The organism is Agrobacterium sp. LEGMi-208b, assembly GCF_059511785.1.
Window position 1 is genome coordinate 82,398 of record NZ_CM183446.1, and the last position, 13,631, is coordinate 96,028.

The 13,631-nt window shown below is 59.9% G+C and carries 16 protein-coding genes; 12 read left to right on the forward strand and 4 right to left on the reverse strand.

What is annotated here, in order from left to right; genetic code table 11:
- Positions 1 to 114: 114 nt before the first annotated feature.
- The 11 genes from AC5YUO_RS15170 (at position 115) to AC5YUO_RS15220 (ending at position 8,362) form a co-directional block, all read left to right on the forward strand.
- Entirely contained in the window at positions 115 to 813 is a 699-nt protein-coding gene (locus tag AC5YUO_RS15170) for a TetR/AcrR family transcriptional regulator (protein ID WP_496155799.1), read from the forward strand.
- Positions 814 to 1,057: 244 nt separating this feature from the next.
- Positions 1,058 to 2,200: a Gfo/Idh/MocA family protein gene (locus tag AC5YUO_RS15175; RefSeq protein WP_496155800.1), complete on the forward strand. Its 1,143-nt coding sequence runs from the start codon at positions 1,058 to 1,060 to the stop codon at positions 2,198 to 2,200.
- A gap of 10 nt (positions 2,201 to 2,210) precedes the next feature.
- Positions 2,211 to 3,374 carry a dihydrodipicolinate synthase family protein gene (locus AC5YUO_RS15180; RefSeq protein ID WP_496155801.1) on the forward strand — a complete coding sequence of 388 codons (1,164 nt, stop codon included), beginning with the start codon at positions 2,211 to 2,213 and terminating at the stop codon, positions 3,372 to 3,374.
- Between the two features lie 24 nt (positions 3,375 to 3,398).
- On the forward strand, positions 3,399 to 4,220 hold the full coding sequence (locus AC5YUO_RS15185; protein WP_496155802.1) for a sugar phosphate isomerase/epimerase family protein: 822 nt from the start codon (positions 3,399 to 3,401) through the stop codon (positions 4,218 to 4,220).
- Between the two features lie 18 nt (positions 4,221 to 4,238).
- Positions 4,239 to 5,474, forward strand: a complete 1,236-nt coding sequence (locus AC5YUO_RS15190; RefSeq protein ID WP_496155803.1) for a Gfo/Idh/MocA family protein — start codon at positions 4,239 to 4,241, stop codon at positions 5,472 to 5,474.
- A 336-nt stretch (positions 5,475 to 5,810) separates the two neighbouring features.
- Entirely contained in the window at positions 5,811 to 5,981 is a 171-nt protein-coding gene (locus tag AC5YUO_RS15195; protein ID WP_400819031.1) for a hypothetical protein, read from the forward strand.
- A 280-nt stretch (positions 5,982 to 6,261) separates the two neighbouring features.
- A complete protein-coding gene (locus AC5YUO_RS15200; protein WP_003520191.1) occupies positions 6,262 to 6,471 on the forward strand; it encodes a cold-shock protein in 210 nt (69 codons plus the stop codon).
- Between the two features lie 248 nt (positions 6,472 to 6,719).
- Positions 6,720 to 6,935, forward strand: a complete 216-nt coding sequence (locus tag AC5YUO_RS15205; RefSeq protein ID WP_400819029.1) for a hypothetical protein — start codon at positions 6,720 to 6,722, stop codon at positions 6,933 to 6,935.
- Between the two features lie 96 nt (positions 6,936 to 7,031).
- Positions 7,032 to 7,169 carry a hypothetical protein gene (locus tag AC5YUO_RS15210; RefSeq protein ID WP_400819026.1) on the forward strand — a complete coding sequence of 46 codons (138 nt, stop codon included), beginning with the start codon at positions 7,032 to 7,034 and terminating at the stop codon, positions 7,167 to 7,169.
- Positions 7,170 to 7,730: 561 nt separating this feature from the next.
- On the forward strand, positions 7,731 to 8,018 hold the full coding sequence (locus tag AC5YUO_RS15215) for a hypothetical protein (protein WP_059757116.1): 288 nt from the start codon (positions 7,731 to 7,733) through the stop codon (positions 8,016 to 8,018).
- A gap of 161 nt (positions 8,019 to 8,179) precedes the next feature.
- Positions 8,180 to 8,362, forward strand: coding sequence for a hypothetical protein (locus tag AC5YUO_RS15220; RefSeq protein WP_496155804.1), 183 nt, complete (start codon positions 8,180 to 8,182; stop codon positions 8,360 to 8,362).
- 22 nt (positions 8,363 to 8,384) lie between these two features.
- Here the strand turns inward: AC5YUO_RS15220 and AC5YUO_RS15225 are convergent, their stop codons facing one another.
- Entirely contained in the window at positions 8,385 to 9,482 is a 1,098-nt protein-coding gene (locus AC5YUO_RS15225; protein ID WP_496155805.1) for an acyltransferase family protein, read from the reverse strand.
- Positions 9,483 to 9,793: 311 nt separating this feature from the next.
- Here AC5YUO_RS15225 and AC5YUO_RS15230 point away from each other — a divergent pair, with 311 nt between their 5' ends.
- Positions 9,794 to 10,030: an acyl carrier protein gene (locus AC5YUO_RS15230; RefSeq protein ID WP_279657810.1), complete on the forward strand. Its 237-nt coding sequence runs from the start codon at positions 9,794 to 9,796 to the stop codon at positions 10,028 to 10,030.
- Positions 10,031 to 10,040: 10 nt separating this feature from the next.
- Here AC5YUO_RS15230 and AC5YUO_RS15235 read toward each other — a convergent pair whose 3' ends face one another.
- The 3 genes from AC5YUO_RS15235 to AC5YUO_RS15245 are packed head-to-tail and all read right to left on the reverse strand — an operon-like array spanning position 10,041 to position 13,545.
- The gene (locus AC5YUO_RS15235) at positions 10,041 to 11,999 is read right to left on the reverse strand and encodes a MacB family efflux pump subunit (RefSeq protein ID WP_496155806.1); all 1,959 of its coding nucleotides are present in this window, start codon (positions 11,997 to 11,999) and stop codon (positions 10,041 to 10,043) included.
- Positions 12,000 to 12,002: 3 nt separating this feature from the next.
- Positions 12,003 to 13,226 carry an efflux RND transporter periplasmic adaptor subunit gene (locus AC5YUO_RS15240; protein ID WP_496155807.1) on the reverse strand — a complete coding sequence of 408 codons (1,224 nt, stop codon included), beginning with the start codon at positions 13,224 to 13,226 and terminating at the stop codon, positions 12,003 to 12,005.
- Positions 13,227 to 13,248: 22 nt separating this feature from the next.
- Positions 13,249 to 13,545, reverse strand: coding sequence for a hypothetical protein (locus AC5YUO_RS15245; protein ID WP_496155808.1), 297 nt, complete (start codon positions 13,543 to 13,545; stop codon positions 13,249 to 13,251).
- Positions 13,546 to 13,631 lie beyond the last annotated feature (86 nt).

A 13,631-nucleotide genomic window follows, 5' to 3' on the forward strand; every position in this document is an offset into this window, starting at 1 on the left:
CAACTCCTCCCTATTGACTGCCAATTGATGATGAACGTAAACGACACTTGCCGTTTTATAACTAATTGGTTACATGGGAACACTGATCGCAAACATTGTCAAGCGGGTGCTGAAATGGAAGAAACGGCAAAGAACCAGCCACTCGATACGGCCGCGGAGGAAACACCGTCGCCCAAGCGCAAACGCGCGACGACACAGGTGAGAAACCCTGAAAGAACCCGGGCCGCGATCCTTGAAGCCGCCCGCCGCGAGGTGGCGGCGAAGGGGCTGGCCGGCGCTCGAATCGATGTCGTGGCGCGCCGCGCCGGCACCAACAAGCGGATGATCTATCATTATTTCGGCGACAAGGATGCGCTTTACCTCGCCGTTCTGGAGGACACCTATCGCCATATCCGCCATACTGAACGGCGGCTCGACCTCACCCGCAAGGCGCCATCGGAGGGCTTGCGGGAACTTGCGCTTTTCACCTGGCATTATTTCCTCGACCACCCCGAATTCCTGAGCATCCTTGCCACCGAAAACCTCAACAAAGCCCGTTATCTCAGGCAATCCCCCACGATTGCGGCCATGCATTCGAATTTCATTTCGGAGCTTGAGGAGGTGCTGCGGCGCGGTCGCGATACCGGCGAATTCCGCGACGGTCTCGACCCGATCGACGTCTATCTGACGATCGCTTCACTCGGCGCTTTTTATCTCTCGAACCGGTTCACGCTGTCGACGATCTTCCAGCGCGACCTGACGGCCCCCTCGGAACTGGAACGATGGGGCCAGCATATCGTCGACACGCTGCTTGCTGCAGTGCGGCCAGCCTGAGACAACAAGGCCGGATTCTCCTTTAACAACAGCAACGACGCATTTTCGCATCTGCGAAGTGCGTCGTTTTCTTTTGCGGCGCGGCGAAGACGGCCGGCTGCAGCGGCTTATCGGACTTGAATTTTTCCTGCCAAAAACACCTTGACAGATCGCATCCTTCACGACCACAAATAACCAAATGGTTACAAATTGCCATGTTTGACGGAAGCGGCTTTCGGGAAAAGGCCGCCTTGGGAGGAAATTCATGAAACGTATCGGCGTCATCATGCACGGCATCACCGGCCGCATGGGTTACAACCAGCATCTCGTTCGCTCCGTTCTCGCTATTCGCGATCAGGGCGGCGTGCTTTTGAAGAACGGCGAAAGGGTCATGCTTGACCCCATTCTGGTCGGCCGCAACCGCGCAAAGATCGAGGAAATCGCGAAAAAGCATAATGTCGCCCGCTGGACGACTGATATCGATGCGGCGCTTGCAAACCCTGACGATACGCTGTTCTTCGATGCCGGCACGACGCAGATGCGCGGCAGCCTCCTGGAAAAAGCCATCAAGGCCGGCAAGAACGTTTATTGCGAAAAGCCGATTTCCGACACGATGGAAGAGGCGCTGGCGATTGCCCAGCTCGCCGAAAGCGCCGGCATCAAGCATGGCGTGGTGCAGGACAAGCTGTTCCTGCCCGGCCTGCGCAAGCTCGCCATGCTGCGCGACAGCGGATTTTTCGGCAAAATCCTCTCGGTGCGCGGCGAGTTCGGGTACTGGGTGTTCGAGGGCGACTGGCAGCCGGCGCAGCGCCCGTCATGGAACTACCGCCTGAAGGATGGCGGCGGCATCATTCTCGATATGCTGTGCCACTGGCGGTATGTGCTCGACAATCTGTTCGGGCCGGTGAAGTCGGTGAGCTGCCTTGGCGCCACCCATATTCCGGAACGTTTCGATGAGCAGGGCAAGGCCTATAAGGCGGATGCGGACGACGCGGCCTATGCCACCTTCGAGCTGGAAGGCGGCGCCATTGCCCATATCAACTCCTCATGGGCGGTGCGCGTGCGCCGCGACGATCTCGTCACCTTCCAGGTGGACGGCACCCATGGTTCGGCGGTGGCGGGCCTGACCAAATGCTTCACCCAGCACCGCACCAACACGCCGAAGCCGGTGTGGAACCCCGACCAGCCGCAAACCATCGATTTCTACAAGACCTGGCAGGAGGTGCCGGACAATGTCGTCTATGATAACGGCTTCAAGGCGCAGTGGGAAATGTTCGTGCGCCACCTCGTCGATAACGATCCGTGGCCCTATGGTCTTATGGAAGGCGTGAAGGGCGTGCAGCTTGCCGAGCTTGGACTGAAATCCTGGAAGGAACGCCGCTGGCTCGACGTTCCCGCCCTTTCCTGAGGAGGCTGAGGTGAGCGAACTCAAGCTTCCGAAGGATGACCGCAGCATCGAGGTTTACCGGCTGTCCGGCACGCCGGTCGCCGTTGAAAAACGCAGTGCTGCGGATTTCAACCGCGTCGCTTTCGCGGCCGCCCATGTGGTGGCCGATCCGTTTGCCGATAATGACCCGTGGCTAACGCCCGCCATCGACTGGGACGCGACCCTGCGCTTCCGTCACCGGCTGTGGGACCTTGGCCTCGGTGTCGCCGAGGCGATGGATACGGCGCAGCGCGGCATGGGGCTCGCTTGGCCGCAGGCGCAGGAACTGATCTCCCGTTCGCTGAAGGAAGCAGCCAGCCGCAAGGATGCGCTGATTGCCTGCGGCGTCGGCACCGACCATCTTGATAGCGGCGGTTACGACCTGAACCAGATTGTCGACTCTTATCTCGAACAGCTTGATTTTGTTCAGGGAGAAGGTGGCCGCGTTATCCTGATGGCAAGCCGCGCACTGGCCGCCGCCGCCCGCTCGCCGGATGATTACCTCAAGGCCTATGCCAGGGTGCTTTCCCGCGCCGAACAGAAGGTGGTGATCCACTGGCTGGGGGAAATGTTCGATCCCGCACTTGAGGGTTATTGGGGCGCTAGTGACCACATGGCTGCCATGGAAACCTGCCTTGCCATGATCGAGGAGAATGCGGAAAAGATCGACGGCATCAAGATTTCGCTTCTCTCCAAGGAAAAGGAAATCGTCATGCGCCGTCGCCTGCCGGCAGGCGTGCGCATGTATACCGGAGACGACTTCAACTATGCCGAACTGATCGCCGGCGACGAACAGGGCCATTCGGACGCGCTGCTCGGCATATTCGATGCGATTGCGCCGGCGGCCTCCAAGGCGCTCGCCAGCCTGAAGCGCGGCGCGGACAATGAGTTCTTCGATATTCTGGAGCCGACGGTGGCGCTGTCGCGCCACATCTTCAAGGCCCCGACCCGCTTCTACAAGACCGGCGTGGTGTTCCTCGCCTATCTCAACGGGTTGCAGGATCATTTCACCATGGTCGGCGGGCAGGAAAGCACCCGCTCCACGCAGCATTTCACTGAACTTTTCCGGCTGGCGGACAAGGCCAATGTGCTGGCCGAACCGGATCTCGCGACGCACCGCATGAAAGCGTTTCTGACTGTGCGGGGCATCAGCTGAAGCAGAACGAGGGGAGATACCAAGATGAGCCTTGAAGGCCTTTCCATCAATTTCGCCACTGTGCGTCAGGGCGGAGACTTCGGCACAATCGTCGATGCCTGCCTCGCGCATGGCATCACCGCCATTTCGCCCTGGCGCGAACAGGTGCATGGTATCGGGCTAACGGAAGCCGCGCGCATCGTCGAGCAGAATGGTCTGCGCCTTAGCGGCCATTGCCGCGGCGGCTTTTTCCCTGCCCCCAATGCGGAAGGCCGCCGGCTCGCCATCGAGGACAATAAACGCGCCGTCGATGAGGCCGCCGCCATGAAGGCCGATTGCCTCGTGCTGGTCGTGGGTGGCCTGCCCGCCGGCTCGCGTGATCTGAAGGGGGCGCGGCAGATGGTGGAGGACGGCATGGCCGAACTTCTTCCCCATGCAAGGGCTGCCAGCGTGCCGCTTGCCATAGAGCCGCTGCATCCCTTTTATGCCGCTGATCGCGCCTGCTTCAACACGCTGAAACAATCGCTCGATCTCTGCGACCGGCTGGGAGCCGGCACCGGCGTCGCCATCGACGTCTACCATGTCTGGTGGGACCCGGAGCTGGAGGAGCAGGTGGCGCGCGCTGGCAGGAACGGGCAGATCCTCGCCCACCATATCTGCGACTGGCTGGTGCCGACCACCGATCCGCTCAATGATCGCGGCATGATGGGTGACGGCGTGATTGACCTGAAGGCATTTCGCGCCATGATCGAGGCCGCCGGCTTCCACGGCCCGCAGGAAGTGGAAATCTTTTCGCATCGCTGGCAGGCGCGGCCAATGGACGAGGTCCTCACCACCGTGGTCGAGCGTTTCAAGACTGTTTGTTGATTATCCGGGAGAGAGACAATGCCTGAAAAGGTGAAACGCAAACGCTATGCGCTGGTCGGCACCGGCAATCGCGGCACCACCATGTGGGGCCGCGAACTTCTGGCCGGCTGGAGCGACTATGTCGAGCTTGTCGGCATTTGCGACCTGAACCTGATGCGCGCCGAACGCGCCCGCGCCATGATGGGATCGAACGCACCGCTCTACGACGATTTCGACCGGATGATGGAGGAGCAGCGCCCCGAGCTGGTGATCGTCTGCACACCTGACGACACCCATGACGACATCATCATCCGCGCGCTCGAAGGCGGGGCCGATGTCATCAGCGAAAAACCCATGACCACCACCCCGGAAAAGATCGACCGCATCCGCGCGGCGGAGGCCAGAAGCGGCCGCCGGGTCGATGTTTCCTTCAATTATCGTTTCTCCCCCACCGCCGCCCGTATCAAGGAACTGATCGACGAAGGCGCCATCGGCACCGTCACCTCGGTCGATTTCCACTGGTATCTCGATAACCAGCACGGCGCGGATTATTTCCGCCGCTGGCACGCCTTTACCGAACATTCCGGCAGCCTCTTCGTGCACAAGGCGACCCACCATTTCGATCTTCTCAACTGGTATCTCGATTCCGATCCCGTCGAAGTGAAGGGCTTCGGGCAATTGCTGCATTATGGCAAAAACGGCCCCTTCCGCGGAACGCGCTGTCGCACCTGTCCGCACAAGGGTGAGTGCGATTACTTCATGGATCTCGGCGCCGATCCGTTTCTCGACGCGCTCTACGAGGACCCTTCGAGCATTGATGGCTATATGCGCGATGCCTGTGTCTTCCGCGAGGATATCGACATTCCCGACACGATGAGCGCCTCGATCCGTTATGCCAGCGGCGTGCAGGTCTCCTATTCGCTCAACACCTATATGCCGATAGAGGGCCATCACATCGCCTTCAACGGCCATAAGGGCCGCATCGAGATGCGCCAGTATGAAAAGCAGCCCTGGACGGAACCGCCGGCCGATGAAATCCTGCTGGTGAAAAGCTTCGGCGGCGGTGTCGAGCACATATGGGTGCCCCACGAACCGGGCGGCCATTATGGCGGCGACAACCGCATGCGCGACATGATCTTCAAGCCGGGCTCCAACGACCGGCTGCGGCAGCGGGCCGGTTCGCGCGCCGGCGCCATGTCCGTTCTGACAGGCGTGGCGGCGCTGAAAAGCGCCCGTGAAGGCGGCGCGGCGGCGGTGAAATCGCTGCCGGTATAGCCACGACCGTCTGCGGCCCCATTGGCAGGTGGGCCGCAGACGGCAATTGCCAAAAAAGAACGGACGATATTCCGCAGATTACGCGCTTCTTCCATGCCGGTAAAATGATCGCCGGGGGAAGAAAGAGTGAGTCATGTCCAGTTTTGAATCCTTCGTTCCGCTCATCATTATCGGCGTCAGCCTCGTCGTGTTCTTCAAATGGGTGGGACGAGATATGAACCGGGAAGAGAAAAAGCCGCGTTCCCGCCGCTGACCGCGGAAAAGCGCGCCCTTGCGGCGTAAAGACGGAACCCGCGCCTTTTCCCGAGCGTTTTTCCTCCAAAAGGAGGACGCGACATGACGAAGAAAACGAAGCCGAAAACGGTCGACAAAGGACCTTCCAGTCCGAACGACATTCCTCCCGCCGGCCCCCACGCCAAACCCTCCCTCACCGACTATGACAAGACGCCGGGCGCAGGCAGCCTGCCGGATGAAGGGGCGAAAGACGTGTCTCCCGGCGGCGGTTGATGCGCGTTGGAGCGAAGGCGCTCCAAGCCGGGCGGACGATGCGGCCATCGGCAAATAGTGATATGAACCAGACACTTAGCCGATGGGCGGTCGCTCGCCTGCGCTTTTTCCTTCGCGGCCCATTGCAAAATCAAAAATTGAGCCTATATTTTCTTCATCGACCATTGCTTGTGACGTCGTTCTGGAACATCGTGTTCCCCGTCGGATTTCCTCTCAAATAATCGATCTAATCCCGCAAGGTATCGCGGGGACCACAACGATTCTACGAAAGGAAATCGTTATGAACACTGGTACTGTAAAGTGGTTCAACGCCACCAAGGGCTTCGGCTTCATTCAGCCTGACAATGGCGGCGCGGACGTTTTCGTTCACATTTCCGCTGTTGAGCGCGCTGGCATGCGTTCTCTGAACGATGGCCAGAAGATCAGCTACGAGATCGTCCAGGACCGTCGGTCCGGCAAAAGCTCGGCTGATAATCTTCAGGCAGCTTGATATTCATCATTTGACCCCGCAGACCACGGATGTACTGGCTGCAGGTTAGAATGATCGTGAGAGGTCGGGTCAAAGCCCGGCCTTTTGTTTTTTGGGCCAAGGCGCCTCCGCGAAGAAGCCGAAGCCATGCGGCGCCGCCGCAAGAGCGCAAGCAGGAAAATGCCGCGCGAAAGGCTGCTGCCTGCCCCCCCCGAAAAAGTTACCCCCCGCCAGCCGTTCGATACCGCTCTTCCACAAAGGAGAATGCCATGGCCGCGACAAAAGAAGCTTTTTTCAAACCCGGCAAACTATCCGCACAAGACAAGGCATCATTGACGGATAATGCCGCAAAGCAGATCATAAACGCCGAGGCCGACCAGCGCGCCCGCAAAACGGAACGCCTTCGCCAGCTTCGGGAAGCGCAGGAAGCGACTGTTATCGCCGCCGCGCCGGTTCCCGCGAAAAAACGATCCGGCAAGAACTGACTGGCCGGATTTCCAGCATCGCCCGATCGAACGGGTCTTGAACGGATTGTTTCACACCCGCTCGAGGCCGCTTGAATTCAACAGGAGGAGGACACCATGGCCAAGGGTCAATTGCGCAGCAACAAGGAAATCCGCAAACCAAAGAAGGACAAGACGAAGATACCTGCCGCGCCGCCAGCCGGTTCGCAGGTCAAACTCGCAAACGCCACGACAGCGGATGGCAAAAAGAAATAGGCGCCGTGCGGATTGGCAAGTCACGACGAATTAAAGCATCGCCATGGATGCCGGACTTGTTTTGGCCACATTGCCCATTTAAATAGCTCCCATGGCAACTGCTGGTGAGCGCGAATGAAATCGACGTTCGCAGTTGTTTTAGTCGCTTCAGACTTTTGACCACGGATGTACTGGCACTGGTGTTGAGAGCGATATGAGGAAGGTCGGTGCAATATTGCCCCGGCCTTTTTTGTTGCCTGCGGCAGCCGCCGCTACATCTTCCGCCGTCGTTAGCGGAATTAACTTGCCTATTCCCCCTAAACGGCGCAGGCTTCTTTATCGGTAATTAAAGGGCGTTGCCGCCGTCAGGCCTGTTGCACCACCAGCCCTGTCCCGCCCGTCGCCCGGCGGGAACGATCCGGAATCTCACGCGACATGCATGACGGCAAGGGCCGGAAACGGCTTCCCTGACGTTGCCCGCGTTTCAAGGCGTTGAAGCGTCCTCGCACCACCTCTGGGCAACCACCTGGATGGAAGCGCGACGCTCCGGCTTTTGTGAACCCCACAAGAAAGGAGGACGTCATGTCTTCCGCATATGAAAATTGCATCATCACATCGCAGGACCTGAAAATGCTCCAGTCAGTGCTGGAAGGTCTTGGTTATGATAGCCACACCATGGATGACGAAGTCATTCTCTATAACAATGCCGCCCGCAAGGTGATCCAGCTCTTTCAGGATGGCTTGACCGACCCCGCCGATATTTCGGAGGAAATGCTGTTCCTGTTCGGCGTTCACAAACATGAACGCGTAAAACCGTGGAAACCGCTGCCGCGTTACGCCATTCAGGGCCTTCCGCCTCTTTACCGGTGATGAACGCCGCCTTTTCGTGGCGGCCTTCAAAATCACCGATGAAAATAACGGCTTGGCAAAAGCCGTATATCAGGCAACACTGAAATTGAGCGTCCCGCGCGCGATCAGGCGCGTTCTGGGAAGCTTGGGTATGGAATATACATCCGGTGCGGTGCGGGACCATGACCGGCCTGCGCCAGGCTTCGGTTGTTTCCCATGCCGGTAAGTTTTGCGTCTGCGTGGAGGTGAGTATGACGTATGACTGGAGCGGCCGCAAAATGCGCCGCATGCGAGCGGCGAAACTGACGATCATCAGCCTCGTCGCAGCTTTTGTGCTGACTGCCCCGATTTTCGCCCATTATTGAGGTTTGCGGCCGCAAGCCAGGGTCATACAGGCTGGCGGATTTCGCTCCGCCTTCTCAACCGGTTCTTCAGCCATTTCTGAACGGGCTGGTCGTAATAGACCGTCAGCCACCATGACAGGCACGTCGTGCCGATGAGAAACGCAATGCCGGCCGGCAAAGCGAGATTTTCCTGGTGCACCGCGGGGATCAGAAACTCCGTCCAGGCCAGAAGCGGAATATGCAGCACATAGACCGCATAGGACGCCGTGCCGAGAAACACCGACACCATTCCCACCCCGCGCCCCGGAACCGTCTTGCTGGCGACGAACAGCAGGAGCGGCCAGACGATGAGAACAACCGCAAGATCGAAGAACGGCCGAAGCTCGCGCGACATCGGCACGGCCAGAATGAAATAGACCAGTAAAAGGCAAAGCGCCGCCTGAAAAGGTTTCAACTGCGGTACGCGATCGCGAAAACGGTAAATCAGCACGCCGGCAAAAAACGAGAAGAACACCCGTCCCATGCCGGCATACATTTCATGCCAGCGAAAACCGGCATGCAAACGGCCAAACTCGGCGGCAGCCACCATCAGCACAAGCGCGCTGATGCCGAGCACCGCGGCAATCTGTTTTGTCGTGGCCCGCACACCAAAGCGGGCGTAAAACACATTCACCACCAACTCGTTGAAAAGCGACCAGGCAGGGCTGACGAGAAACAGCGCGCCGTTCAGGGTGAGCGTGAAAGGCGCCGGCAGAAAGAGCAGCCCCGTTACCAAGGCGAAAGCAAGCTCGCCGGGATCGATGCGACGGTGCAGATCGTCGATCGGCGTCGGCAGGCCCAGAACGTAGAGGCAGATGAAATAGGCCGCCATCAGGGCAAGCGCCAACGCATAAAGAGGGTAGAGACGTGCGAAGCGCGCCTTCATGAAAAAGCCCGGCGTCATCGCCCCTTCCGCCAGTTTCCGGCTATAGGCATGCGCGAGCACGAAACCGCTGAGCGCAAAGAACAGATCCACGGCGAGATAGCTCGAAGCCGTGCTTTTCCCGAACAGATCCTCGGCATGGCGGTGAACGATGAAAAGCGCAGCCACGCCCCTTATGCCGTCGAGCAATATGAAGCGTTCCGGGGGCGACTGGACCATGGCATGGGGCTCGGTGTGGCTGGCGGATTTGAGGTTCACAAGCAACGAGCTTTACCGCGCCGGGGTTCATCGCTGCCAGTCACAAACTGTTTAACGTGGCGGACGTCCCATATTATTATGGAATACGAACGGTTGATCGACACCCTTTCGCGGCTGCGAAAGGCATGCTACGTCCGGATGTCATCGATGTTTCGCCCGTTTGACTCTGCGGCCTGTCCTTTCGAAATTCAGCTTGATTTCGCTTGGATATCTTCGGCGCAAATTCAGATGGTGCGGCGTTCGGCGGCAGGCAACTTTCGCGGAGTCTCACCATGTCCACCATTGCAGAACGTATCAGAAAAATCATCGTGGACCAGCTTGGCGCAGACCCCGCCACGATCGTGGACGACGCCAGTTTTGCTGACGATCTCGGTGCGGATTCGCTCGAGACCGTGCAGATCGTCATGGAAATCGAAGAGGAATTCGGGGTGGAAATTCCGGATTCGGCCGCAAGCACGATCCTGACCGTTGGCGACGCCATCCGCTTCGTCGAAAAAAACAAGGCGTGACCGGCGGGAATTACCCCGCAGACAGCGCCGCGACAGGATCGAGTTTCGATGCGTTGCGCGCCGGCAGATAACCGAAGACAACACCGATCAGCGTCGAGCAGACGAAGGCGGCGATGATCGACGCCGTGGAATAGACCATGGCGAAATTGCTGCTGAAGGCAGAGAAAAGCGCGCCGAAGCCGAGGCTGCCGAGCACGCCCAGCGTGCCGCCGATGATGCAGACGAGCACCGCCTCGATGAGGAACTGTCGCAGAATATCGGTGCGCCGCGCGCCCACCGCCATGCGCACGCCGATTTCCGACACGCGTTCAGACACCGAGACAAGCATGATATTCATCACCCCGATGCCGCCGACCAGCAGCGAAATCACCGCAATGGCCGCAATGAGAAGGGTCATCGTCTGCGTGGTGCTGGTGATGGTCTGGCGGATATCGTCGGTATTGAGAATGTAGAAATCCCGTGTGCCGTGCCGCTGGGTCAGAAGTGTCGTGACCGCCTGCTCGGCGATCGAGGCATCGGTATCGTCGCTCACCTGAACCGTGATGCTGCGCAGCGACAGGCTGCCGAGAAAACGCGACTGGACGGCGGTATAGGGCAGATAAAGCGACAGGTTCTGGCTTGAGCCGAAACCGCCCTGCTGCGCCTGCGTGATGCCGACGATCCGGGCCGGCACCTTGCCGATGAGAATGACCTGGCCGACAGGGCTGCCATCGAAATCCGCAAACAGCGATTTGCGGGTGTTCTCGTCGATCACCACGTCCTGCGCCTTCTGCGCGACACTTCCGCCATCGAAAAAGCGGCCCTGCGACAACTTCGTGCCCTTGGCGACGAAATACTGCTCGCTGACGCCGTTCACCAGCGCATTCGCCTCCTTCGCGCCGAAACGCACCGTGCTGGACGTCGAGACCGTCGGCGTCACCGCCGCGACGTAGGATTGCTTGGCAAGCGCTTCGGCATCGGAAACGACGAGCGTGGTGATCTTGCCCGACCTTATGTCGCCGAAATCCTTGCCCGCGAAGATTTCCAGCGTGTTGGTGCCAAGGCTCGATATGTTCTCCAGCACCCGCTGCTGCGACCCTTGGCCCAGCGCCACGACGCTGATGACCGAGGCGATGCCGATGATGATGCCGAGCATGGTGAGAAAGGTGCGCAGCTTGTGCGCCCGCATGGACAGAAGCGCCATGCGCAACGCCTCCCGCAGTGAGGAAACGAGGCCAGCGAGACCGGAAGACCGGCCGGAAACGGCAGCGGATCTGGCATCGTCCTGCGGTACGGGCGTCGCATCCGCCTTGCGGTCGGAAATGATCGTGCCGTCGCTGATTTCGATGATCCGCCCGGCGCGTCTGGCAATCGACATGTCATGGGTGACGATGATGACGGTGCGGCCTTCGGCATGCAGCTCACCGAGGATGCGCAGCACCTCGTCGCCGCTGGCGCTGTCGAGCGCGCCGGTCGGTTCGTCGGCAAGAATGATCTCGGCATCGTTCATCAGGGCGCGGGCGATGGAAACGCGCTGCTGCTGGCCGCCGGAAAGCTGGCCAGGGCGATGATCGAGGCGTTCCGCCATGCCGAGGCGGCCGAGCAACCTTGCGGCATTGTGCCTGCGGTCGCCCTGCGTCTTGCCGGCATAGATCGCCGGAATTTCGACATTGCCGAGCGCCGTCAGCTCGGCCAGCAGATGGTATCGCTGGAAGATGAAGCCGAGATTTTCACGCCTGAGCGCCGAAAGCGCGTCGGCATCGAGATTGCCCGTTTCCCGCCCCCTGATGCTGTAGCTTCCCGATGTCGGGCGATCGAGGCAGCCAAGAATATTCATCAGCGTCGATTTACCCGATCCGGACGCGCCGACGATCGCCACCATCTCACCGGCCTCGATGGTGAGGTCGATGTTCTTCAGCACACTGATCGTGCCTTCGCCGGAGGGATAATCCCGCCGCACGGATTTAAGCGAAATCAGAGGTTCAACCATGGTTCAAAGCCCCATCGGCGGGCCGCCCGGCCCCGGCATCGCGTTTGTGGTGGTGTCGGTGGAACGCTCGCCGGTCACCACCCGCTCGTTTTCGGCAAGGCCGGAACGCACTTCCGCCGTGACCTTGTTGTTCAGCCCGATTTCGACCTTGCGCTCGGAAACCCTGCCATCGGCGCCGGCCACGCGCACGGCATAGCTGCCATCGCTGCCCATGCTGCCAAGTGCAGCCGAGGGAACGGTCAGCACGTCCTTCGCTTCGCCGAGAACGATATGAACCTCCGCCGTCATATAGGTGCGCAGCTTGCCGTCCGGGTTCGGCACTTCGAACACCCCATTATAATAGATCGCCTCGGATGACGACGTGCTGGAAGAGGATGAGCTGGACGATGAAGAAGTCGAGGAACTGAAGCTGGAATCGCTGCGCACCGATTCCGGCGCCGGCTCTATCGAGGCGAGCGTCGCGTCGTAACGCTGCTGCGGCTCACCCAGCACCGTGAAATAAACCGGCAGGTCCGGCTTGACCCGCGTTACATCCGCCTCGGAGATTTCCGTGCGCACCGTCATGCGGTCGAGCTGGCCGAGGATGACGATGGTGGGCGCGGATTGTGTGGCGTTGACGGTCTGCCCTTCCTGGCTGACGATCGAAAGAACCGTTCCTTCGATGGGCGCGGTGATCTTGGTATAGCCGAGATTGGCCTCTGCCGTTTCCACCGCGACCTGCGCTTCCTCGATCTGGGCGTCGATGGCTTGGATCTGCGCCTCGGTGACGGCGAGCGCTGCGGTGGCGCTTTCGAAATCGGCGCGGGAGGCGGCGTTCTTCGATACCATCTCCTGCTGGCGGACAAGGCTCTGGCGGTTGAGAACAAGCGTCGCCTGTTTTTCCACCCGCTGCGCCTTCATATTTGCAAGCGCTGCCTGCGCCGTGCGCAGGCTGTTCGTCTGGGTCACGGAATCGATTTCGGCGATCAGATCGCCCGCCTTGACCGTATCGCCAAGCGCCACCTTGACGGCGGTAATGCGGCCGGAGGCCTGCGCACCGACGGCGACAAGGCGAACGGGCTTCAGCGTTCCCGTTGCCAGCACCGTCTGCTCGATATCGCCGCGCGTCACCGGCGCGGTGATGTAGTCGGGTGTGGCCGCCCGCGTATATTGCGAGGACAGCCAGTAACCGCCCACAGCGAGAGCAACAACCGCCAGCAATGCGCCTGCCTTGCGTGCCGTTTTCATCTTGATGTCCTGTCCAGCCGGTTCATTCGAAGGAAGAAACCGGCGTCATGTCGTGTTTCACGAGGATGAAACCCTTGTCCGCCTCGATCCATTCATAGGCAGAGGCGGATTTTCGTACCGCGGCCTTGCGGCAGGTGCTGCGAAGACGTCTGGAATCCGTCTTTTCGCGCTGCTCCTTCGTGCAGGCGGACTGGCGCCGCTGTTCTTCCTGCCGGGATTTCGCCGCCGGCTGTTGCGCGGGCTTGTCTTTTGCCACGGCCATCGACCAGGCAAAGCTCACACCAAAAGCCGTTGCCAGCACCAGATAGAAATATCTCATCATCATCTTCCTGCTTGAAAATCACGCGGGGGATCGCAGGCGTGCGATCCCCCGGCTCCAGCCGTTGCCGGCTGATTTCCTCCTTT

Coding starts and splice junctions, on each gene's coding strand:
- AC5YUO_RS15175 (WP_496155800.1), top strand. CDS start 1,058: ATGAAACGTATCGGCGTCATCATGCACGGCATCACCGGCCGCATGGGT.
- AC5YUO_RS15240 (WP_496155807.1), bottom strand. CDS start 13,226: ATGAAAACGGCACGCAAGGCAGGCGCATTGCTGGCGGTTGTTGCTCTC.
- AC5YUO_RS15205 (WP_400819029.1), top strand. CDS start 6,720: ATGGCCGCGACAAAAGAAGCTTTTTTCAAACCCGGCAAACTATCCGCA.
- AC5YUO_RS15235 (WP_496155806.1), bottom strand. CDS start 11,999: ATGGTTGAACCTCTGATTTCGCTTAAATCCGTGCGGCGGGATTATCCC.
- AC5YUO_RS15195 (WP_400819031.1), top strand. CDS start 5,811: ATGACGAAGAAAACGAAGCCGAAAACGGTCGACAAAGGACCTTCCAGT.
- AC5YUO_RS15225 (WP_496155805.1), bottom strand. CDS start 9,482: ATGGTCCAGTCGCCCCCGGAACGCTTCATATTGCTCGACGGCATAAGG.
- AC5YUO_RS15170 (WP_496155799.1), top strand. CDS start 115: ATGGAAGAAACGGCAAAGAACCAGCCACTCGATACGGCCGCGGAGGAA.
- AC5YUO_RS15230 (WP_279657810.1), top strand. CDS start 9,794: ATGTCCACCATTGCAGAACGTATCAGAAAAATCATCGTGGACCAGCTT.
- AC5YUO_RS15200 (WP_003520191.1), top strand. CDS start 6,262: ATGAACACTGGTACTGTAAAGTGGTTCAACGCCACCAAGGGCTTCGGC.
- AC5YUO_RS15245 (WP_496155808.1), bottom strand. CDS start 13,545: ATGAGATATTTCTATCTGGTGCTGGCAACGGCTTTTGGTGTGAGCTTT.
- AC5YUO_RS15190 (WP_496155803.1), top strand. CDS start 4,239: ATGCCTGAAAAGGTGAAACGCAAACGCTATGCGCTGGTCGGCACCGGC.
- AC5YUO_RS15220 (WP_496155804.1), top strand. CDS start 8,180: ATGACCGGCCTGCGCCAGGCTTCGGTTGTTTCCCATGCCGGTAAGTTT.
- AC5YUO_RS15210 (WP_400819026.1), top strand. CDS start 7,032: ATGGCCAAGGGTCAATTGCGCAGCAACAAGGAAATCCGCAAACCAAAG.
- AC5YUO_RS15215 (WP_059757116.1), top strand. CDS start 7,731: ATGTCTTCCGCATATGAAAATTGCATCATCACATCGCAGGACCTGAAA.
- AC5YUO_RS15185 (WP_496155802.1), top strand. CDS start 3,399: ATGAGCCTTGAAGGCCTTTCCATCAATTTCGCCACTGTGCGTCAGGGC.